The sequence below is a fragment of the Neptuniibacter halophilus genome (genome assembly GCF_030295765.1).
Classification (GTDB): Bacteria; Pseudomonadota; Gammaproteobacteria; order Pseudomonadales; family Balneatricaceae; genus Neptuniibacter; species Neptuniibacter halophilus.
Window position 1 is genome coordinate 3,377,269 of sequence record NZ_AP027292.1, and the last position, 20,499, is coordinate 3,397,767.

Sequence of the window (20,499 nt, forward strand, 5' to 3'; positions counted from 1 at the left end):
CCGGGAGGCGGGCTGCCGGGGGCGGGTTGGTTGGGGTTTTATCTGCTACTTTGTTAGTATTGCAAAATATTAATTATTCAAAGTAATACCACAAGTGCAAAACCATGGAGCAATTTTATGACGGAGATGGCCAGAAAACGCCATAAGTCGTCAGAGTATACCTCTGACTATAAAGCCGGACAGGATAATGTTCAGGTGCTGGGTATGGATGTTCATAACCCGGTTTTTACCACCAGTGCGATAGCCGTTGTCACCTTTATCGTTCTGGCGCTGATTTTCCCCGCGCAGGCTAAAGAGATTCTGGTCGGGGCGCGTACCTGGTCAATCGAAACCTTCGACTGGCTGTTTATGATTGGCGGCAATGTATTTGTTCTGTTCTGCCTGCTGCTGATTCTTTTGCCGGTAGGTAAGGTGCGTCTTGGTGGTGCGGACAGTCAGGCAGAGTTCTCGACGCTTTCCTGGTTCTCCATGTTGTTTGCGGCAGGTATGGGTATCGGCCTGATGTTCTGGAGTGTTGCTGAGCCGGTGGCTTACTATACCGACTGGTGGGGCACGCCTCTGAACGTGGCGGCGAACACCCCGAAGCGGCTGCTGCAGCGATGGGGGCTACGATGTTCCACTGGGGGCTGCACCCCTGGGCTATCTACGGTGTCGTGGCGCTGGCATTGGGCTTTTTCACCTATAACAAAGGGCTTCCGCTGACCATCCGATCAGCTTTCTATCCTATTCTCGGCGAGCGCTGCTGGGGGCCGATCGGTCATGTTATCGATATTATTGCGGTGCTGGCGACGATCTTTGGTCTGGCGACTTCGCTGGGGCTGGGGGCTTCACAGGCTGCGGGTGGTCTCAACTTCCTGTTTGGCATTGAGAATAACATTTCTACTCAGATCGGCATTATTGTCGGCGTGACTTCAATTGCCGTGTTCTCCGTTGTTCGTGGCCTTGAGGGTGGTGTTAAGGTGCTGAGTAACATCAATATGCTGGTGGCTGCAGCCCTGCTGATATTTGTAATTCTGGCCGGTTCTGTCAGCGGTTTCTTCGGCAATTTTTTCACAACGGTAACCGCGTATGCCACGGATATTGTACCGCTGAGTAACTGGGTTGGCCGTGAAGATGAGAAGTTCTATACCGGCTGGACGGTGTTTTACTGGGCCTGGTGGGTTTCCTGGTCGCCTTTTGTCGGTATGTTTATTGCCCGGGTATCCAAGGGGCGCACGGTTCGTGAATTTATGATTGCGGTACTGCTGGTGCCAACGCTGGTTTCTGCGGTCTGGATGTCGGCTTTTGGTGGTCTGGCGCTGGATCAGGTACAGGGCGGTGTAGGTCAGTTGAGTAATGGTCTGGGTGAAGTATCCTCAGCTATGTTCCAGATGCTGGAGAACCTGCCATTTGTTGAACTGACTGCGGCGCTGGCGATTCTGCTGGTGCTGGTGTTCTTTATTACGTCCTCAGACTCCGGTTCGCTGGTGATCGATTCAATCACGGCGGGTGGTAAAGTGGATACGCCTGTTCCGCAGCGTATTTTCTGGGCGACGATGGAAGGCCTGATTGCCGGGGTGCTGCTGTTTGGGGGCGGTGCTGAAGCGCTGACTGCACTGCAGGCCGGTGCGATCACGACGGGCTTGCCGTTCACCGTTATCCTGTTGCTGATGTGTTTCAGTATCTATAAGGGTCTCAAGACCGAACTCTGAGTCCTGTCGTTCAAGCCGGTCCCTGACCGGCTTGTGTCTTTTAAAGCGTGACAAGGCAATAGGGTTAGAGCCCGGTTGGCTTTATAACGCTGGTTTGATAAGAAAAATATTTAGATTAACTAAATAAATTATCGAACCTCTGCAGCGAGATCATTTCTGTGGAGGATGGAGCAATATGCACGCAGAACAAGTTGAGATCGCTGGCTTTCTGGCACAGTTTCCCCCCTTTGATGAGCTACCGGAAGCGGTGGTCAATGAGATCGCCTGCCAACTGGAGATCGCCTATTACCGTGCCGGCAGTCAGATTCTTGAGTTTGGTTCCGAAATTCATGATCTGTGTATCATTCGCAGCGGTGCGGTTGAGATCTACCGCCGAAATGGCGAGTTGTATAACCGTTTAAGTGAAGGCGATCTGTTTGGGCAACTGGGCTTGCTGATGAATAATCGGGTTCGTCTTCCGGCGCGTGCGCTGGAAGATTCGCTGATCTACTTCTTACCAGAGAGCCTGTTTACTGAGCTTTGTGATAACTACGAGCACTTTGCCTATTACGTCGAAATGGACGAAAAAAGTGCGCTCAGCCGGGCGGTATCGACCCAGAAAGAGAGTAATGACCTGATGGTATCCAAGGTCACTGCGCTGATCAGCCGTGAACCGGTTGCGCTGGATGATACCGCGACAGTACGAGAAGCCGCCCAGAAAATGTCGGCAGAATCGGTTTCCTCACTGTTGATCATGCGATCAGAGTGGGATGAAAGCTCCATCGAGCCTTTGCTGGCTGGCATTATCTCCGACAGGGACCTGCGTAACCGGGTGGTGGCAACCGGGCTTGATCTGGAAACGCCGGTCAGTGAAGTAATGACCCGTGATCCGGTGACACTGGATGATGATGCTTATGCCTTTGAGGCGATGCTGACCATGTTGCGGTTTAACCTGCATCACCTGCCGATTATCGAAAAGCAGCGCCCGATCGGGGTGCTGGTGACGTCGGATATTGTTCGCTATGAATCCCAGAACAGCCTCTATATGGTGAGCAACATTATGCGCCAGCAGAGTGTAGAGGAGCTGGCGCAACTGGTGCCTGAAGTGCAGGCCTGCTTTGTAAGAATGGTCAATGAAGATGCCAACTCGCATATGATCGGCAGTGCCATGTCGGTGATCGGGCGCAGTTTTAAGCAGCGTCTGCTGGAGCTGGCAGAAGAAGCGCTGGGCGCGCCACCTTTGCCTTACTGTTTTCTCGCGCTGGGCTCAATGGCACGGGATGAGCAACTGGTGGTGACGGATCAGGATAATGCACTGATTCTGGATGATCGCTATCAGCCCGATTTACACGGAGAGTATTTTGCCCGGCTGGCTGAGTTTGTCAGCGACGGCCTGAATGCCTGCGGCTATAGCTATTGCAATGGCGATATCATGGCCACAAACCCGCAATGGCGTAAGACCCGTTCTGAGTGGGATGCCTGTTTTGCCGACTGGATCGATAACCCGGACCCGGAGGCGTTGCTGCACTGTTCGATCTTTTTCGATCTGGAAGGGGTCTGGGGTAAGACCGAGTGGGCGGATAAGCTGAACGCCGGTATTCTGCGGCGGGCGGGCCGATCTCCTTATTTTCTCGCCTGCATGGCGCGTAATGCGCTGAACCGGACGCCGCCACTGGGTTTCTTTAAAAGCTTTGTCATGGAGCAGGATGGCCAGCATCGTAACTCGATCAACCTGAAACGGCGCGGAACGGCACCGACAGCAGATCTGATCCGTGTGCATGCGCTGGCGGTAGGCTCTCGCGCGCAGAACTCTTTCGAACGTCTGGATGATATTGCTGAAGCCAATCTGCTGCCAAAAGGCCGTGAGGCGGATCTGCGGGATGCGCTGGAATTTATTGCCATGGTGAGAATCCGGCATCAGGCGCTGGATATTCAGGAGGGCAGGGAACCGGATAATAATATCGAGCCTGAAAATCTCTCGGATTTCGAGCGACGTAATCTGAAAGAGGCGTTTCAGGTGCTGAGTAACAGTCAGCGTTTTCTCAAATTCCGATACCCCCAGACACGTAAATAACCCGACCGGAGAGCACGATGCCTGAAAGTAACATGCGCGCCCCGGATGACTGGAACCTGTTCTTCAGAGAGCAGGCGCTCTCTGTCGCAGACCCCCGGTTGCAACTGTTTTATGCCAATGGTGTGATTGCCGCAGATACCCCTCTGGCTGAGGTGCCCTTTGTGGCGCTGGATTTTGAGACCACCGGTCTGGATTTCGCCCGGGACGAAATTGTCAGCATTGGCTTAGTTCCATTTGATCTGCAGCGTATTCGTCTGCGAGAGGCACGTCACTGGTTGCTGACACCCCGTAAGGCGCTGGCCGAGGATTCGGTGGTGATCCATGGAATTACCCACTCGGATATCGCCGGAGCGCCGGATCTTTCAGAACGGCTGGCCCCCTTGCTGGAGGCGCTGGCGGGGCGGGTCGCGGTGGTACATTATCACACTCTGGAGCGAACTTTCCTGAATGCGGCTTTGCAGCGCAGGGTGGGCGAAGGCATCTGTTTCCCGCTGGTTGATACCATGGAAATTGAAGCGCGCCAGCACCGGCAGGGTTTCAGTGCTGGTCTGCGGCGCTTTTTTGGGCGTAAACCGGCCTCGATCCGTCTGGCTGACAGCCGTAGCCGGTATCACCTGCCGCAGTATCCGCTGCATGATGCGCTGGCGGATGCGCTGGCAACTGCGGAGTTGCTGCAGGCGCAGATTCGCTATCATTTCTCCGCGGATACGCCGATCTCAGAGCTGTGGCTGTAAATTGCAATTTTTTACAAGGCAGCGGTTATCGTAACCGGGCATACTGACGCGGATTGATGAAGGAGAATCCGATGTTGGCGACCAATCAACGGCTGTCCCGGCCGATCAGTTTCAGCAGTGATAATGTAACGGGTGTTCAGCCTCAGATCCTGCAGGCATTGCAGGATTGCAACAGTGGCATGGCTGCGCCCTATGGGCATGATGACTATACCGCTGCGTGTGAAGCCCGTTTGTCGGCACTGTTTGAGTGTGATGTATCATTGTTTCTTGTGCCGACCGGTACCGCAGCCAATGCGCTGAGCCTGAGTGTGCTGTGCCCTCCCTGGGGTGCGGTATTGTGCCACCCTGACAGTCATATCAATAACGATGAATGCGGTGCGCCAGAGTTTTATACCCACGGCGCGAAGATCATCGGGATTGGCGGTGCCGATTCTAAAATCGACCCGCAGCAACTGGCCCTGCGTGCCGGAGTAAAAAAACAGGATGTGCATTCGGTTCAGCCTGCGGTGGTCAGTGTTACTCAGGCAACAGAAACCGGCAGTGTTTACACCTTAGATGAGTTACAGCAGATCAGCGGCGTGTGCCGGGAGCACGGGCTGCGCCTGCATATGGATGGCGCACGCTTTGCCAATGCGCTGGTTGCACTGGACTGCACGCCGGCGGAGATGACCTGGAAGCTGGGCGTAGATGCGCTTTCATTCGGCGCGACTAAAAACGGTGTACTGGCGGCAGAAGCGATTCTGTTGTTCGATGCCGGGCTGGCTCAGGAGATGGGTTATCGACGCAAGCGGGCGGGCCACCTGTTCTCAAAGATGCGTTTTATGTCAGCACAGATGCTGGCGTATCTGGAAGAGGATCTATGGCTGAATAATGCCCGCCACAGTAATGCGATGGCCGCCCGCCTCGGGGCTGAGCTGGGCGCTATTGAGGGGATTGAGCTGTGTGGTGAGGTGGCGGCGAATATCCTTTTCTGCAAGATGCCGCAGGCGTTGAGTGCTGCCCTGATTGAGCAGGGGTTCCAGTTCTATTCTGACCGTTGGGCGCCTGGCGTCGTGCGTCTGGTGACCTCGTTTATGACCCGGGAGGAGGAGGTTACGGCGCTGGTTGAAGCCTGTAGGTGCTGGTTTGATAATCAGGCTATACTGGGCAGCTCCTGAACGGGTATCTGAGGCCGGATTTTGAACGCAGAAGTGCAGTACCACAGGGTAGCGGATACGCCGGAGCTGATTCTGGCCGAGGCCCGCTATCACGATCACTGTTTTAATCCCCATTATCATCTTGATTACCATATCGGGCTGGTGGTGGACGGGGTGCAGAAACAGTCATGCCGTGGTCAGTCTGAACTGCTCGGGCCGGGGCGGGTGGCAATTATGCCGCCGGGTCAGGTGCATGATGGAGCTTCGCATCAGGCTCGTCCCTACCGGCTGAAAACTTTCCGCATCTCTGAGGCAATGATGCAGAGAGAGTTTGCAGAGATATTTCAGCGTGGCGGTGAGCTGTCGTTTGCTGCCAGTGTCGTTGAAAGCCCGCAGTTGTCGGTCCGGTTGCAGCAACTCTACACCATGATCAGCCATCAGGGTTCGTTGTCTGTACTGGGGGTGGAGCAGCAGTGGCTGTCGATTCTGCAGCAGTTGTTACCGCAACTGACGCCGCTACGTGCTCAGTCGCTTAAGGGGCAGTTGTCCGAACCCGACTGGCAGCGGGTTCAGGAGTATTGTCGCGAACACCTGGCGGATAAGGTCAGTCTTGAGGCGCTGGCCGGTTTGTGTGGTCTGAGCCGGTATCAGTTTCTGCGCCGCTTTGAGAAGCGGGTAGGATTGACACCGCATGCCTGGCTGACCCGGTTCCGGCTGGAGCAGGCTTGCGCTTTGCTGCGTCAGCCGGGGCAGATGATTGCAAACGTAGCGGCTGATGTGGGCTTTTATGATCAGAGCCATTTTAACCGCGCTTTTCGTCAGGCCTACGGGGTGGCCCCTTCGCATTATTAACGGTACGGCTGTTAACGGCAGGCATAAAAAACCGGCCGTGAAGGCCGGTTGATCAGCAAGCTGAAGTGATCAGCCGCCCAGATAGGCTTTACGCACATCGTCATTGACCAGAAGCGCAGCGCCGCTGTCTTCCATAACCACGCGGCCGTTTTCCAGAACGTAGCCACGATCGGCGATTCGCAGTGCCTGGTTGGCGTTCTGTTCCACCAGAAAGATGGTTACGCCCTCATCACGCAGCTTTTCGATAATGTCGAAAATCTGCTGGATGATGATCGGTGCCAGACCCAGTGATGGCTCATCGAGCAGGATCATGCGCGGCTTCGACATCATTGCCCGGCCGATCGCCAGCATCTGCTGCTCACCACCGGACATGGTGCCAGCGCGCTGGTTAAAGCGCTCGCCCAGACGGGGAAACAGCTCCAGTACGTGATCGGCAGTGGCTTTGGCATCGGCCTTATCGCGGAAGTAGGAACCCATGTACAGGTTTTCTTCCACGGTCATGCCGCTGAATACACGCCGGCCTTCCGGCACAATGGCCAGACCTTTACGCATAATCTCCGGGGTGTGCAGGCCGGTAATCTCTTCGCCATCAAAAGTGATGGTGCCGGAGGAGGCCTGTGGATCACCGCAGATGGTCATCATCAGGGTGGTTTTACCTGCACCATTGGCGCCGATCAGGGTGACGATTTCGCCCGGATTCACTTCCAGAGAGATGTCGTGCAGCGCCTGAATCTGGCCGTAATGGGTATTAACCTTGTTTACGCTCAGCATCATCAGTCTTCTCCCAGGTAAGCTTTGATCACGTCCGGGTTGTTCTTGATCTCATCCGGGGTGCCGTTGGCCAGAGGGGTGCCCTGGGCGATAACGTAGATATGATCAGAGATTCCCATTACCAGACCCATGTCGTGCTCGATCAGCAGTACGGAGATCTCATGCTCATCCCGCAGTTTGATGATCAGCTCGTCGAGCTCTTTGGTTTCATTCGGGTTCAGACCGGCTGCCGGTTCATCCAGCATCAGCAGTTCCGGCTGGGTCACCATACAGCGGGCGATCTCCAGGCGGCGTTGCTGGCCATAGGAAAGGTTACCCGCCTGACGGTTCGCTACATCGAGCAAGCCTACTTCTTCCAGCCAGTGTGCGGCCTGATCCATCGCCTCACGCTCCTTACGACGGTAGGAGGGGGTTTTGAACAAGCCGGAGAACAGGTTGGTGTTCAGGTGACGGTGCTGGGCAACCAGCATATTTTCCACCACGGTCATGTTGGAGAACAGGCGCACGTGCTGGAAAGTACGTACCAGGCCCTTGCGGGATATCTGGTAATCCTTCAGGCCGGCGATCTGCTGATTGCCAAACATAACACTGCCGCCGGAAGGGATATAGAAACCGGACAGGCAGTTAAACACTGTGGTCTTGCCTGCACCGTTGGGGCCGATAATCGAAACGATCTGGCGGTTTTTAACCTTCAGGTCTACGCCGTTGACCGCAACCAGCCCACCAAAACGCATGGTCAGTGCGTTCACATCAAGTAGTAACTGACTCATCGATTCAACTCCAGGTGTGGGCGTTTCATTGGTACCAGACCCTGTGGGCGCCAGCGCATCATGATCACCATCAGCAGTCCGAACAGCAGCATGCGGTATTCAGAGAATTCGCGCGCCAGTTCCGGCAGGATGGTCATAATAATAGCGGCAAGGATGACCCCGACCTGTGAGCCCATGCCGCCCAGAACCACGATGGCGAGGATGATGGCAGACTCGATGAAGATAAAGGATTCCGGGCTGATAAAGCCCTGACGTGCAGCGAAGAAAGCGCCGGCAAACCCTGCGGTAGATGCACCCAGCGTAAAGGCTGACAGCTTGATCACTGTGCGGTTCAGGCCCAGTGAGCGACAGGCGATTTCATCTTCGCGCAGTGCTTCCCAGGCGCGACCTACCGGCATCCGGATCAGACGGTTGATGACGTAGATAACGAACAGCGTCAGGATTACCGCGATCAGATACAGGAAGATCACCTTGTAGGAGCTGGAGTAGTCGATACCGAAAAACTCATGGAAAGGTACGGTCCCTTCCTCTTTAGCACGACGGCTGAATTCCAGGCCAAACAGGGTTGGCTTATCGATACCGGAGATGCCGTTAGGGCCACCGGTAACGCTGGTCCAGTTGTTCAGCAGGATACGAATGATCTCGCCGAAGCCCAGCGTCACAATCGCCAGATAGTCGCCGCGCAGCCGCAGTACCGGGAAGCCGAGGATGAAGCCAAACAGTGCAGCGAGACCTGCTGAGATCGGCAGGCAAGCCCAGAAAGACATGCCAAAGTACTGAGAGAGCAGGGCGTAGGTGTAGGCGCCGACCGCATAGAATGCAACGAAACCCAGATCGAGCAGACCCGCCAGACCCACCACAATATTCAGGCCCAGACCCAGCATGATGTAGATCAGCGCCAGAGTGGCCAGATCCACTGAGCCACGGGAGACCATAAACGGCCAGACCAGCATGGCGACAATGACCAGAGCCATCATCCATGGTTTAAGCGTGGCCATTTTCTGCTCTTGTGGCAGCAGTGTAGCCAGATCCGGCTTAGGCACTTTACTGAAAAGTGCATCGATCTTGTCAGCGAAAAGCTGGGAGAGAAATACCAGACCGATACCCAGACCGATCCAGAGCCACTGCTCCTGAGTTGCGCCTTTAATCGCAAGCTGCGTGCCTTCGGTATCCAGTTTGATACCGATCATCATGCAGCTGAGAATCAGTGCGATACCGGCAGCGAAGATAGCGTTGTAAAACTTGCCAGTCATTACACTTTCTCCACTTCAGGTTTACCCAGCAGGCCGCTTGGGCGGAACAGGAGAATCAGTACCAGCAGACCGAAGGCCACCACATCTTTATATTCAGACGGGAAGAACGCGGCAGTCATCGCTTCAGTCACACCCAGTACCAGACCGCCAAGCATCGCACCGGGAATCGAACCGATACCGCCGAGTACGGCTGCAGTGAAGGCTTTCAGGCCGGCAATAAAGCCCACAAACGGGTTAACTACGCCGTAGTAAAGACCCAGAAGGAGACCGGCAATAGCCGCCAGCGCAGCGCCGACCACGAAGGTCAGGGCGATGATCCGGTTGGTATCGATACCGAGCAGATTGGTCATGCCCAGATCTTCAGAACAGGCACGGCAGGCACGACCCATCCGGGAACGGGAGATGAACAGGGTTAGCGCGGTCATGGTGGCCAGTGTCGCGATCCAGATCATAAGCTGCATGTAAGAGACGGTGACTTCAAATACAGAGGGATCACCGAAGGTCCAGCCGCCAACGACCTGTGGTGGCAGAGCAACGTCACGGTAACCCTGAGAGATACCGACAAAGTTCTGCAGGAAGATCGACATGCCAATCGCAGAGATCAGCGGGATCAGGCGGTTAGAGCCACGCAGAGGCCGGTAGGCCACCCGTTCCACCGTCCAGCCGTAGGTACTGGAGATGACGACGGCAACGATCAGCGCGACGATAAGGATAATGGGAAGACTGACAAGGCCCATGCCGAGCAGGCCGGCAATTACGATAAAGGCGACATAGGAGCCGATCATATAGATCTCGCCGTGGGCAAAGTTGATCATACCGATAATGCCGTACACCATGGTGTAACCGATGGCGATCAGAGCATAGGTAGATCCGATGGTCAGTCCGTTGATTAGCTGTTGTAGCAGATAAAGAGAAAATTCTGACATTTACAGGGACCAGATAGCATGACCCCCCGACCCCGGATCACAGGGTAGGGGGGTAAGGATCTCTCCGCGGCGTTCTGGTAGATAGCCGCAGAGTAATCCGCAATGTGATTAAAAATTACTGCGCAGGGGTTTTAGAACCATCTTTGTGCAGCTGGTAAACCAGGAAGGTAGACTCAGTCAGGTCACCTTTCTCGTCATACTTCACTTTACCGATGGCAGTATCCAGCTCAGTAGCGCGGATGTGGTCAGCCAGTTCGAAAGGATCGGTTTTACCGGTTTCCTTAATCGCATTGGTCATTACCTCAACCGCAGCATACGCGGTGAATACAAATGGGCCAGTCGGATCTTCGCCTTTGGCTTTGATCGCTTCTACACGGGCCTGGTTAACTGCATTCTGGTCAAAGCTTTTCGGTGCTGTTGCCAGTACGCCTTCAACTGCTTCACCGGCAATTTTGGCCAGGTCGGAGTTGACGATACCTTCAGGGCCCATGAACTGTGCATCGAAGCCTTTCTCTTTAGACTGACGCAGGATCAGACCCAGTTCCGGGTGGTAACCGCCGTAGTAAACGAAGTCGATGTTGTTTTTCTTCAGTTTGGCAATCAGGGCAGAGAAGTCTTTGTCGCCCGGTGTTACACCTTCGAACATAACCGGAGTCAGCTTGTTCTCTTCCAGTTTGCCCTTAACCGCAGTTGCCAGACCTTCACCGTACTGCTGTTTATCGTGGATCACGGCAACGCGCTGAGGCTTAACGCTACCCAGAATGTGATCCGCTGCCAGACTGCCCTGCAGGCTGTCCAGACCGATGGTACGGAATACCAGTTTGAAACCTTTTTCAGTGATGGTCGGAGAGGTTGAGGCTGCGGTGATCATCAGAACACCTTCCTCTTCGTAGATATCTGCAGCAGGCTCAGTAGAGGAGGAGCAGAGGTGACCTACAACATGCTGTACGCCGTCATTAACGATTTTGTTGGCTACGGCTACTGCCTGTTTCGGGTCGCAGGCATCGTCATAGATTACGCCTTCAAGCTGCATGCCGTTGATGCCGCCCGCTTTGTTGATGTCTTCAATAGCGGCCATAACACCAATTTTCTGCATGTCACCATACTGGGCAACAGGGCCGGTTGCAGGTCCGGCCAGACCAATTTTCAGAGTTTCCGCATTCGCAATGGAAACGGCACCAGCCAGTGCAGCTACAGTGCCGATTGTCATCAGCTTCTTGGCGAATTTATTCATTATATGCCTCGAATTTTTATTATTTGAAATCCCTTGTGGGGATAGGAAATATTTGGGGTTATTTCTAAATCGGGCTCAAAGATACCCTCTGCATCAAAATGACACAATGATCTGATACAGGAACTTGAGGTTAATCCCAGATGAAAGCTAGGCGATGTGACCTCAATTAGCAATTTTAACCTTCGTTATTTCGTGGAATAGTTAAAAAATCAGTCATCAAGCGATTTTAGCCAGTGAAAACACATTTTTTGAGCCAGTGTGACAGTATTTCATGTCGGGGAGGCTGTGACCTCCCCGACCGCTGTATGTCCCGTGAAATCAGAGCGTGAAGCGTTGTAGCAGGTCTTGTTGTTGCTGCGAAATGTTGAGCAATTGTTCGCTACTGCGTGAAGCCTGCTCAGCACCTTCGGCTGTCTCGCTGGCCGAACAGTTGATGCTGTTCAGTTGGGTACTGACCTCCTCAACCGCGAGCCGTTGTTGCTGGGCTGCGTCTTCGATCTGTATATTCAGCGAGCGGATGTTCGCAATGGACTGGTTCATGCTCGCCAGCGACTGCTGAGAATCGTTGGCATGGCCGACACAGGCCTGAGCCTGATCGTAGCTGCTCTGCATCACGGCAACGACTTCCTGAATGCTGGTCTTCATATTCTCGACCATCTCCTGGATTTCATCGGTGGAGTTACGTGTACGGCTGGCCAGGCCACGTACCTCATCGGCAACCACGGCAAAGCCGCGACCATGATCGCCGGCGCGTGCAGCCTCGATGGCGGCATTCAGCGCCAGCAGATTGGTTTGTTCAGCAATGGCATGAATCGTTTCCAGAATGGCATCGATCTCAGTGCTGTAGTTGGCCAGGCCATTGCTGACATCAACTGCATTGTTGATCGCTTCAGCCTGAGCCTGAATGCTGCTCAGGGTGCGGTTCACATTCAGGTTCACGGTCTGGCTTAAGTCTTCGCACTGATGCACGGCATCCAGTGTGGTGGCACTGTGGCCGGCCACTTCTGTGACGCTGCTTTCCATCTCAACGGCAGCGGATGAGGCCAGCTCAAGTTGCTCACTCTGGTTGCGCATAGCGCGGGTGGTCTGATGACTGATTGCAGAGTTCTGTTGTGCTACATCGGAGAGGTTTTCTGATCCGTTAGCTACTTCCTGCAGAATATCCCGCTGGCTGGAGACCACGGTATTGAGTGAAGCAGCGAGGGTGCCGAACTCATCTTTGCGGCTTTCATCAAAGCTTACGGTCAGATCACCGTTGCGCAGCTTGTTCAGCTCCGCAGTGAACTGGGCCAGTGGCTTGCGGATACTGCGCACGGTGACGTAGGCGATCAGCAGGGCAAACAGTGTCGCGCCGGCAACCAGCAATATGATCAGGCTCCGGCTCAGGCTATGGGTGTTCTGTGCTTTACTTTCGGCAGCGGCAGCCTCTGACTGGGCATACTCGATAAATTGATTGGCTGCTGCGCTGACAGCTTTCAGGGTCTCATGGGTCTGTTGCAGTTGCTGTTGCAACTGGCTCAGTGTCTGCTGCTGGCGGTTGTAGAGATCGAGCAGGCCGTCTTCTTTATAAAAATGGTTATTCAGCGCGGGAATCAGGCTGGTGATCTGATTGGCTTTCAGGTCAGCCTGCTCAAAGGCGGCATATTTATCGGTCAGATCCCCTTTGAAACCGGTGATCCGTTTATTCAGGCTATCGAGATCGCCATTACGTTTAAAATTGCTTACCTGAATGCGCAGCTTGTTCACACTGCGGATCAGGTTACGCGCTGCAATGACCCCATCGCTGTTGTCACTGTTGCTGATATAGCGTTGGGTCCAGGCGGATACTGAGTCTCCTTTTCCCTGCAAGTCGAGTTCCTGCTCGGTGACCCGCTGGTTGAGTTCGAGACGCTGGCTGTGCAGCAATAAAACCTCGCCTGCGAGATTACGATAGCCCTGGCTCAGGCTGTTGATCTGATTGAGCTGCTCGCTCAACTGCGGATTGCTTTCCAGCCGGGGGGCGAGCTCCTGCAGTTTGCTTTCAAACAGGTCCAGACTGCTGAGAAACGTCTGGCTGCTCTGTTCCACCAGTTCGCTGTCACTTTCGGCCAGTGTGATGTAAAGCTGCTGATTGGCCTGTTGCAGCGCAATCATCTGGTTAAAACTGTCCTTCAGAATGGGCAGGGTGTCGCTGGTGATTTGATTGAGGCGATCATAAATATTGCTGTTACCCAGCAATCCGCCACCGCCGACGATCAGGATCGAGAGGACCAGTGCGGCGAAACCCAACATGATTTTGTGGGTGAGATTTAAACTCATCTGACTACTCCAGTGCAGTACGACTTGTTGTTTTTATTCTGCTCCCTTCTCTTTATACAGATGCAGATAGGGGAATGTACTTACTTTAACTGTAACGGCATTACACACTGAATTTCAACAAAAAGTTGGGTTTTTCTACGACCTTAGAACTAGAGCTGGTGGGACGGTAAGGTAAGGGGAAAGGGCAAAAAAAATCCCCGGCTATTGCCGGGGATTCAAACAAAACTCTGGAGTTTACTGGTTTCGTAGCGCTTCGATGCGCTGATCCAGCGGCGGGTGCGTGGCGAACAGTTCGCTGACCCGGCCACCGGAGATGCCAAAGGCGGTCAGGGTGCTTGGCATCTGGTTCGGCATCTCTGACTCTGCCTTCAGGCGCTGCAGGGCGCCGATCATGGCATGGCTGGATGCCAGGCTGGCGCCGGCGTGGTCTGCGCGGTATTCGCGGTAGCGGGAGAACCAGGCAACAATCGCGTGGGCGATAATGCCGAACACCATATCCAGAACGAAAGTCAGGGCCATCTGAGCGATAAAGCCAAGACCGCCTTCGCCTTCTTCGTTACGGGTGAACTGATCGATGGCGTAAACCACGATGCGGGTCAGGAACAGAACGAAGGTGTTCATCACCCCCTGAATCAGGGTCATGGTGACCATATCGCCGTTGGCAACATGACCTATCTCATGCGCCATTACTGCTTTGATCTCTTCTTTCTTGAAGCGCTGCAGCAGACCAAGGCTGACGGCAACCAGAGCATCGTTTTTATTCCAGCCGGTGGCAAACGCGTTTGCCTGCTGAGCCGGGAAGATACCCACCTCAGGCATTTTGATTCCGGCGGCTTGTGCCAGTTCGGCCACGGTATCCAGCAGCCACTGCTCATCTGCATTGCGTGCCCGGGTGATGATCTCGGTGCCGGTCGACATCTTAGCCATCTTTTTAGACAGGAACAGTGAGATCAGCGAGCCGCTGAAACCAAATACCGCACAGTAGATCAGAAGAACCGGCAGGTTGAGGCCTGCACTGGTGATGTAGCTCCCAAACAAAAAGTTGAGAGAGATACCTGCGACAAGCAATACCGCAAAGTTTGTCGCCAGAAGTAAACCGATACGCATCATAAGTGTCGTTTTCCTGTAAATGATACCTATAAAAAAACTGGAGCCTGTTGTGCTGCTCAACTGACGCAGTGTGCCGTTATTTGCGCCGGCGCTCAATAAAAATAAAGGCCTGTTGGCAGCCATTTTGCCCCGGTTCTGAAATGAGTATTCATTGCCCGGCAGGCTGGCTCAGGAATTAGATGAGGGTGGACGCAAAAAGTTTCAAGGGGCGTCGCATGTTGACTGGTTTCCTTAAGAGCCCCTCTCTATAATCTGACCCCCGATTTACACCTTTAGTACAGGTATCTGAATGCAGCAGGTTATTGCAGAAGTGAACAGGCAGCTGGCGCTGTCCCATGGCGAGTCGCGAAGGATTTTTCATGGTCGTGGGCACTGTTTTCCCGGTTTTGAACATCTGGTAATCGATTGGTTTCCACCGGTTGCGGTGGTGCGTCTGTATAAAGAGGTTGAGGAGAGCTGGGTTACTGAGCTGAGTGATTCACTGAAGACCCTGAATGCTATTCAGGGGTTAGTGGTTCAGCGCCGTTCACGGGGGCAGGAAGCTCAGCAGAGTCTTGCCTGGGGCGAGGTGCCTGAACAGATGAATACGATGGAACTGGGGTTGTTCTATCAGGTCAAACCTCAGCGGAATCAGAACAGTGGTCTGTTTCTGGATATGCGTGAAGGGCGGCGCTGGGTGATGCACAACGCCGGCGGCAAGCGGGTGCTTAATCTGTTTTCCTATACCTGTGCGTTTTCAGTGGCTGCCCTGGCCGGTGGCGCTGAACAGGTGGTCAATGTCGATATGTCGCGTGGCGCGATTAACGTGGGTCGTGAAAACCATCGGCTGAATGGGCTGGCAGATGAGCGGGCTAAGTTTCTCGCCTATGATCTGTTCCGTTCCTGGAAGCGGGTACGCCAGTATGGCCCCTATGATCTGATTGTGATTGATCCGCCAAGTTTTCAGCCGGGCAGTTTTGTTGCAGAAAAAGACTACCGCAAGGTGATCCGGCGTCTGAATGAGCTGACCCGGACGGGTAGTGAGGTGCTGGCCTGCCATAACGATCCGAAAAACAGTACCGGGTTTTTACGCCAGCTGATGCAGGAGGAGTGTCCGGATTTTCGCTTTATCGAGCGACTGTCTAACCCGGATGATTTTCCCGAGGCTGAGGCGGAAAAAGGGTTAAAAGTATTGCGTTACGTCAGGGAGAACTGAGTGGAGCTTATCTGTATCGATCTGGAAGCGAGCGGTCTGGGTGCTGAGTCTTACCCTATTGAGGTGGCCTGGGTGAATGATCAGACCGGGGAGCGTGACAGCTTTCTGATTAATCCCGAATCAGCGGATGACTGGCATCATTGGGATGATCATGCTGAGGAGATTCATGGCATTGAGCGTTCGACTCTGCTGCAGAAAGGGCTGGATATTGGTAAAGCCTGCCTGCGTCTGAATCAGAAGCTTAAAGGTAAAACTCTGATCAGTGATGCGTTTGAGTTTGATCTGTTCTGGATCACCCGGTTGTTTGAGGCGACGGGGATTCAGCCCAGTTTCCGGGTGGCCGGTCTCGACAGAATTCTGAATAAAGAGCAGCGGATTCAGTTTGGCTTTCTGGCCCGGGCGCAGTTCCGGCGTCACCGGGCGTTGCAGGATGTCGAGGATATTATTCAGTGTATTAAAGCGGTTCAGACCGAGCCGGGTGGGTGTTAGGGGCCGAGGTCAGCCCCTGTCAGTCACATTAATCATTCAGTCCGTCGAGGCCTGATTCCATATTTAATGCTTCGTCCAGATTGCCAATCGTATCCGGCGAGGTTCCGGCCAGCTCTGCTATATCGGCCGGGAATTTACTCTGCAGGGTCGCCAGATCATCGCCGCGGCGGATGGAGGCGTTGACTACACAGGCCAGATTAACCACGGCAGCAAGGGCGGATGGGTCTTCGAAGCTGGCGGGTTGTTTGTGCTGGCGTACAGCAAGACCCAGCTCGGACGGGAATTTCCACATATCGAGCAGTGCCTGTCCTGCTTCCGGTGTGGTAAAGCCGAGGCGCTCTGTCTCGGCGTCGCTGCGGCTGCAGCCTTTTTCTTCGATCAGGGTCTGAATTGCCTGCGCCCGCATCGGCTGCGCCAGATGCAGCAGTAATCGACCGATGTTATGGATCAGCCCTGCGGTAAACGCCATATCCGGCTCCACCTGAGTGCTGCGTTCTGCAAACCATTTGGCCAGTGCGGCAACGCGAAAGGATTCGCTCCAGAATTTTTTCAGGTCCAGTCCTTCAACCTCTTTCACAGAACCGGAAAGCCCTGAGGCGATTACCAGCGTTTTCAGACGTGACATGCCGAGCAGCACAACAGCCTGATCGATCGATGAGACTTTGTTACTGAGGCCAAAATGTGCGGAATTAACAAGACGTAAAATTTTCAGAGAGAGGGTTTGGTCTTTGCCAACTTTTTCGGCAATTTCACCGTAATCAGCGGCTGGATTGTTGAGCTGCTGTATAAGCTGGCGGACGACTTCAGGAACATTCGGTAAGCGGTCAGTTTGTTCTAATAACGCTTGAATCTCCATATCTACTCCTTAGAGATCAGATTCCGAGGGTCAGGCCTGCTGCGCCGTACCGGCACTGACAATGCCTGTATAGGATAACTAGATTCTGTGCGACTGTTTTTCAAGCACTTTTTGATTCGCGGGCAAAAAAAAGCGGCCAGTGTGGCCGCTTCAGAATGCTAGTCCTGGTTAATTACCAAGCCTTCAATATGGCTGCGAATCGCTTCGTACTGGCCCATCTCTTCAGGCATGAAGTAGAGCTTATAGTAGCAGCGGTCTACCAGGCGGCCTTTCTTGTCGCCTACGGTTTCTTTGTAGGAGCCGAACAGGTAGCTCATCTGCAGGTGGATCACGCGAGTATGAGGCGGAACCGTAACGGCGTGATGCTCAAGATCATAGCGGGTTTTGCTCTCCTTGATTGTGTAGAAGGAGACCTCTGCCACCTGATTCAGGTTGATCAGGAAGTTGGACGTGACGGGAACCAGATGGCCCTGTTCCAGGCCGTTATGTTCCATGTAGATGCCGCAGTTTTTTCTTACCTTGATAAACATTTATGAGTTCCGTTGTTGCATAGGGCGAAATGATTCTGCTTTTGAGTATAAGACGGTTTGATGACGTTGTCTTGACAAAAAGGCCACTGAAATCAGTGGCCTTTTTGGGGGGAGGGTTACTGCTCGTATGTTTTGAGGAAGATGCGGATCCGTTCAATGGCATCGCGCAGTTCATCTTCCCGTGGCAGGAATACCAGACGGAAGTGCTGGGTATCCGGCATGTTGAAGCCGCTGCCCTGAACGATAAGCACTTTCTGCTGCAGCAGCAGGTCCAGAGCCATCTTCTCGTCGTTTTTGATCGGGTAGACTTCCGGGTCCAGTTTCGGGAACAGGTAGAGGGCTCCCTCGGGTTTGGTGCAACTCACGCCGGGGATTTCGTTGAGCATCTCCCAGGCCAGATTGCGCTGCTCATAAAGGCGTCCGCCTGGCACAATCAGTTCATTGATACTCTGATAACCGCCAAGCGCCGTCTGAATCGCGTGCTGGGTGGGTACATTGGAGCAGAGACGCATGCTGGAAAGCATCTCCAGCCCTTCGATGTAATCGCGGGCATTATGTTTCGGGCCGCTGACAATCATCCAGCCGGAGCGGAAGCCCGCAGCACGGTAGCTTTTAGAAAGTCCGTTGAAGGAGATGCAGAGTACATCGTCAGCCAGTGAGGCCAGCGCGGTATGCCGGGCTTCATCGTAGAGGATCTTGTCGTAGATCTCATCTGCGAAGATGATCAGGTTGTGTTCCCGCGCCAGTTCGATGATCTGCTTTAGCACCGCATCCGGGTAGACTGCTCCGGTTGGGTTGTTCGGGTTGATGACGACAATGCCCTTGGTGCGTTCAGTGATCTTGCTGCGCATATCTTCGATATCGGGGGCCCAGTCCTGTTCTTCGTCGCAGCGGTAATGGATCGGGTTGCCGCCACTGAGGCTGACAGCGGCTGTCCATAGCGGGTAATCAGGCGCCGGGATGAGCATCTCATCGGTATCATTGAGCAGGCCCTGCATTGCCATAACGATCAGCTCAGACACGCCGTTGCCGATGTAGATATCCTCGATGCCGACATTGCGAATGCCTTTTTTCTGGCACTCCTGCATCACCGCCTTACGGGCGGAAAACAAGCCTTTCGAGTCGCAGTAACCCTGCGAGGCAGGCAGGTTCAGGATAACATCCTGAACGATCTCCTCGGGTGCCTCGAAGCCCCAGGGGGCCGGGTTACCAATGTTCAGTTTCAGAATTCGCTGGCCTTCCTCTTCGAGCCGTTTGGCTTCCTGAAGCACGGGACCACGAATGTCATAACATACATTGATCAGCTTGTTTGATTTACGGATAACTGGCATTTTTATGTCCTGCTGGTGGCCGCGGGGAATTAACCCGAAGTGGCCTTGTCCTATTGCAATGAAACCCTTGGTTTATGATGTTTCGCCTTGAAAAAAAGGACACAATCATACGCCGATTATTATATGAAACCTAGAGAAATAGCGTTCTGCAGGCTTTTTTCTTGTTTTGGAGGAATTATGAGTGGAAACAACCAGAAGTTTGTTCGCTCCGAACAGGAGTGGCGTGATCAGTTGACCGCGGAAGAGTACCGGATCTGCCGTGAAAAAGGCACCGAAAGGGCCTTTAGCGGAGAGTACTATGAGAATCACAAAACGGGATTGTATCGTTGCCGTTGTTGTGGCGAGCCGTTGTTTCAGTCTGAGCATAAATATGATTCCGGTAGCGGCTGGCCAAGTTTCTGGCAGCCGGCAGAAGGGGATATCATTGACGAACATCGTGACAGTACCCACGGTATGATCCGCACAGAAATTACCTGTGCCCGTTGTGATGCCCATCTCGGGCATGTATTTCCTGACGGCCCGCAGCCTACGGGGCTGCGCTACTGTGTTAACTCCGCCTCACTGAATTTTGAAGAGAGTGAATGACCCTTTATGAAAAGCTTTAAGTGGCTGTATGAACATGTTCAGGCACACCGGTCCGGTGAGGATATCGAGTTATTGTTGCCGCAGCCCTTAGTGCCGGAGGTGCTGGCAGAGCAGGCGGATGACCGGTTGTTAAGTGATATGGCACGACGGGTATTCAGAGCCGGACTCAAGCACTCCCTTGTGGATGCAAAGTGGCCGGCCTTTGAAGAAGCGTTTTTTGGTTTTGACCCGGAAAAGATCAGCCTGATGAGTGATGAACGGCTGGAAAACCTGATGCAGAATGACAAGCTGATCCGTCACTGGGGAAAGATCAAGTCCGTAAGGATCAATGCCATGATGGTGCATGAACTGGCAGGGCAGCATGGCAGTTTTGCCCGCTTTCTGGCGGACTGGCCACAGAGCGATATTATTGGTCTCTGGGCGCTGCTGAAAAAGCAGGGTAACCAGTTGGGTGGGAACTCCGGTGCGTATTTTCTGCGTATGATTGGCAAGGATACGTTTATTCTGACCGATGATGTCGTTGCGGCTTTGAAGGCACAGGGAATTGTTGAGAAAAAGCCAACGGCTAAACGTGATCTGCAGCGGGTGCAGGATAGCTTTAATCAGTGGCAGGAGGAGTCTGGCAGGCCGCTCTGTCAGATCAGCCGGCTGTTGTCATATACCGTAGGCTGGTAGCTGTTGCTGC

General features: G+C 53.8%; 18 protein-coding genes and 1 pseudogene. 9 read left to right on the forward strand and 10 right to left on the reverse strand.

Annotation, left to right across the window (positions count from 1 at the left end):
• Positions 1-117: 117 nt before the first annotated feature.
• The 5 genes and pseudogenes from QUD59_RS15800 (at position 118) to QUD59_RS15820 (ending at position 6,466) form a co-directional block, all read left to right on the forward strand.
• Positions 118-1,691: pseudogene (locus QUD59_RS15800) on the forward strand (BCCT family transporter).
• A gap of 175 nt (positions 1,692-1,866) precedes the next feature.
• Entirely contained in the window at positions 1,867-3,744 is a 1,878-nt protein-coding gene (locus QUD59_RS15805; protein WP_286238152.1) for a DUF294 nucleotidyltransferase-like domain-containing protein, read from the forward strand.
• A gap of 17 nt (positions 3,745-3,761) precedes the next feature.
• Positions 3,762-4,478: a 3'-5' exonuclease gene (locus tag QUD59_RS15810; protein WP_286238154.1), complete on the forward strand. Its 717-nt coding sequence runs from the start codon at positions 3,762-3,764 to the stop codon at positions 4,476-4,478.
• A gap of 71 nt (positions 4,479-4,549) precedes the next feature.
• Positions 4,550-5,635, forward strand: coding sequence for a threonine aldolase family protein (locus QUD59_RS15815; protein ID WP_286238155.1), 1,086 nt, complete (start codon positions 4,550-4,552; stop codon positions 5,633-5,635).
• 21 nt (positions 5,636-5,656) lie between these two features.
• Positions 5,657-6,466: an AraC family transcriptional regulator gene (locus QUD59_RS15820; RefSeq protein ID WP_286238156.1), complete on the forward strand. Its 810-nt coding sequence runs from the start codon at positions 5,657-5,659 to the stop codon at positions 6,464-6,466.
• 69 nt (positions 6,467-6,535) lie between these two features.
• Here QUD59_RS15820 and QUD59_RS15825 read toward each other — a convergent pair whose 3' ends face one another.
• The 7 genes from QUD59_RS15825 to htpX all read right to left on the reverse strand — a co-directional run bounded on the left by QUD59_RS15825 (position 6,536) and on the right by htpX (position 14,828).
• Complete coding sequence (locus tag QUD59_RS15825; protein ID WP_286241045.1) at positions 6,536-7,237, reverse strand: ABC transporter ATP-binding protein; 702 nt, start codon at positions 7,235-7,237, stop codon at positions 6,536-6,538.
• 2 nt (positions 7,238-7,239) lie between these two features.
• Positions 7,240-8,007: a high-affinity branched-chain amino acid ABC transporter ATP-binding protein LivG gene (livG, locus tag QUD59_RS15830; protein ID WP_286238157.1), complete on the reverse strand. Its 768-nt coding sequence runs from the start codon at positions 8,005-8,007 to the stop codon at positions 7,240-7,242.
• The gene (locus tag QUD59_RS15835; RefSeq protein ID WP_286238158.1) at positions 8,004-9,260 is read right to left on the reverse strand and encodes a high-affinity branched-chain amino acid ABC transporter permease LivM; all 1,257 of its coding nucleotides are present in this window, start codon (positions 9,258-9,260) and stop codon (positions 8,004-8,006) included. Before QUD59_RS15835 ends, livG begins: the two co-directional genes overlap by 4 nt.
• Positions 9,260-10,186, reverse strand: a complete 927-nt coding sequence (gene livH, locus QUD59_RS15840; RefSeq protein WP_286238159.1) for a high-affinity branched-chain amino acid ABC transporter permease LivH — start codon at positions 10,184-10,186, stop codon at positions 9,260-9,262. The genes QUD59_RS15835 and livH overlap by 1 nt, the downstream gene beginning before the upstream one ends.
• A gap of 115 nt (positions 10,187-10,301) precedes the next feature.
• Positions 10,302-11,420: a high-affinity branched-chain amino acid ABC transporter substrate-binding protein gene (locus QUD59_RS15845; RefSeq protein WP_286238160.1), complete on the reverse strand. Its 1,119-nt coding sequence runs from the start codon at positions 11,418-11,420 to the stop codon at positions 10,302-10,304.
• A 318-nt stretch (positions 11,421-11,738) separates the two neighbouring features.
• Positions 11,739-13,718 (reverse strand): methyl-accepting chemotaxis protein, encoded by a 1,980-nt coding sequence (locus QUD59_RS15850; RefSeq protein WP_286238161.1) that lies wholly within the window; start codon positions 13,716-13,718, stop codon positions 11,739-11,741.
• A 234-nt stretch (positions 13,719-13,952) separates the two neighbouring features.
• A complete protein-coding gene (htpX, locus tag QUD59_RS15855) occupies positions 13,953-14,828 on the reverse strand; it encodes a protease HtpX (protein WP_286238162.1) in 876 nt (291 codons plus the stop codon).
• 289 nt (positions 14,829-15,117) lie between these two features.
• Here htpX and QUD59_RS15860 point away from each other — a divergent pair, with 289 nt between their 5' ends.
• Complete coding sequence (locus tag QUD59_RS15860; protein WP_286238163.1) at positions 15,118-16,023, forward strand: class I SAM-dependent methyltransferase; 906 nt, start codon at positions 15,118-15,120, stop codon at positions 16,021-16,023.
• A complete protein-coding gene (locus tag QUD59_RS15865; RefSeq protein WP_286238164.1) occupies positions 16,024-16,512 on the forward strand; it encodes a 3'-5' exonuclease in 489 nt (162 codons plus the stop codon). It begins immediately after the preceding gene.
• A 28-nt stretch (positions 16,513-16,540) separates the two neighbouring features.
• On the opposite strand, the gene QUD59_RS15870 is transcribed toward QUD59_RS15865, so the two are convergent.
• From QUD59_RS15870 to QUD59_RS15880, 3 genes are all read right to left on the reverse strand, one after another.
• Positions 16,541-17,368 (reverse strand): HDOD domain-containing protein, encoded by an 828-nt coding sequence (locus tag QUD59_RS15870; RefSeq protein WP_286238167.1) that lies wholly within the window; start codon positions 17,366-17,368, stop codon positions 16,541-16,543.
• 158 nt (positions 17,369-17,526) lie between these two features.
• A complete protein-coding gene (locus tag QUD59_RS15875; protein WP_286238168.1) occupies positions 17,527-17,898 on the reverse strand; it encodes a hypothetical protein in 372 nt (123 codons plus the stop codon).
• A gap of 116 nt (positions 17,899-18,014) precedes the next feature.
• On the reverse strand, positions 18,015-19,229 hold the full coding sequence (locus QUD59_RS15880; RefSeq protein ID WP_286238169.1) for a pyridoxal phosphate-dependent aminotransferase: 1,215 nt from the start codon (positions 19,227-19,229) through the stop codon (positions 18,015-18,017).
• A gap of 177 nt (positions 19,230-19,406) precedes the next feature.
• On the opposite strand from QUD59_RS15880, the gene msrB reads away from it, so the two are divergent.
• Together msrB and QUD59_RS15890 are read left to right on the forward strand one after the other, a co-directional pair.
• Complete coding sequence (msrB, locus tag QUD59_RS15885) at positions 19,407-19,814, forward strand: peptide-methionine (R)-S-oxide reductase MsrB (protein WP_286238170.1); 408 nt, start codon at positions 19,407-19,409, stop codon at positions 19,812-19,814.
• A 6-nt stretch (positions 19,815-19,820) separates the two neighbouring features.
• Positions 19,821-20,489, forward strand: a complete 669-nt coding sequence (locus QUD59_RS15890) for a DNA-3-methyladenine glycosylase I (RefSeq protein WP_286238171.1) — start codon at positions 19,821-19,823, stop codon at positions 20,487-20,489.
• The last annotated feature ends 10 nt before the right edge of the window (positions 20,490-20,499 follow it).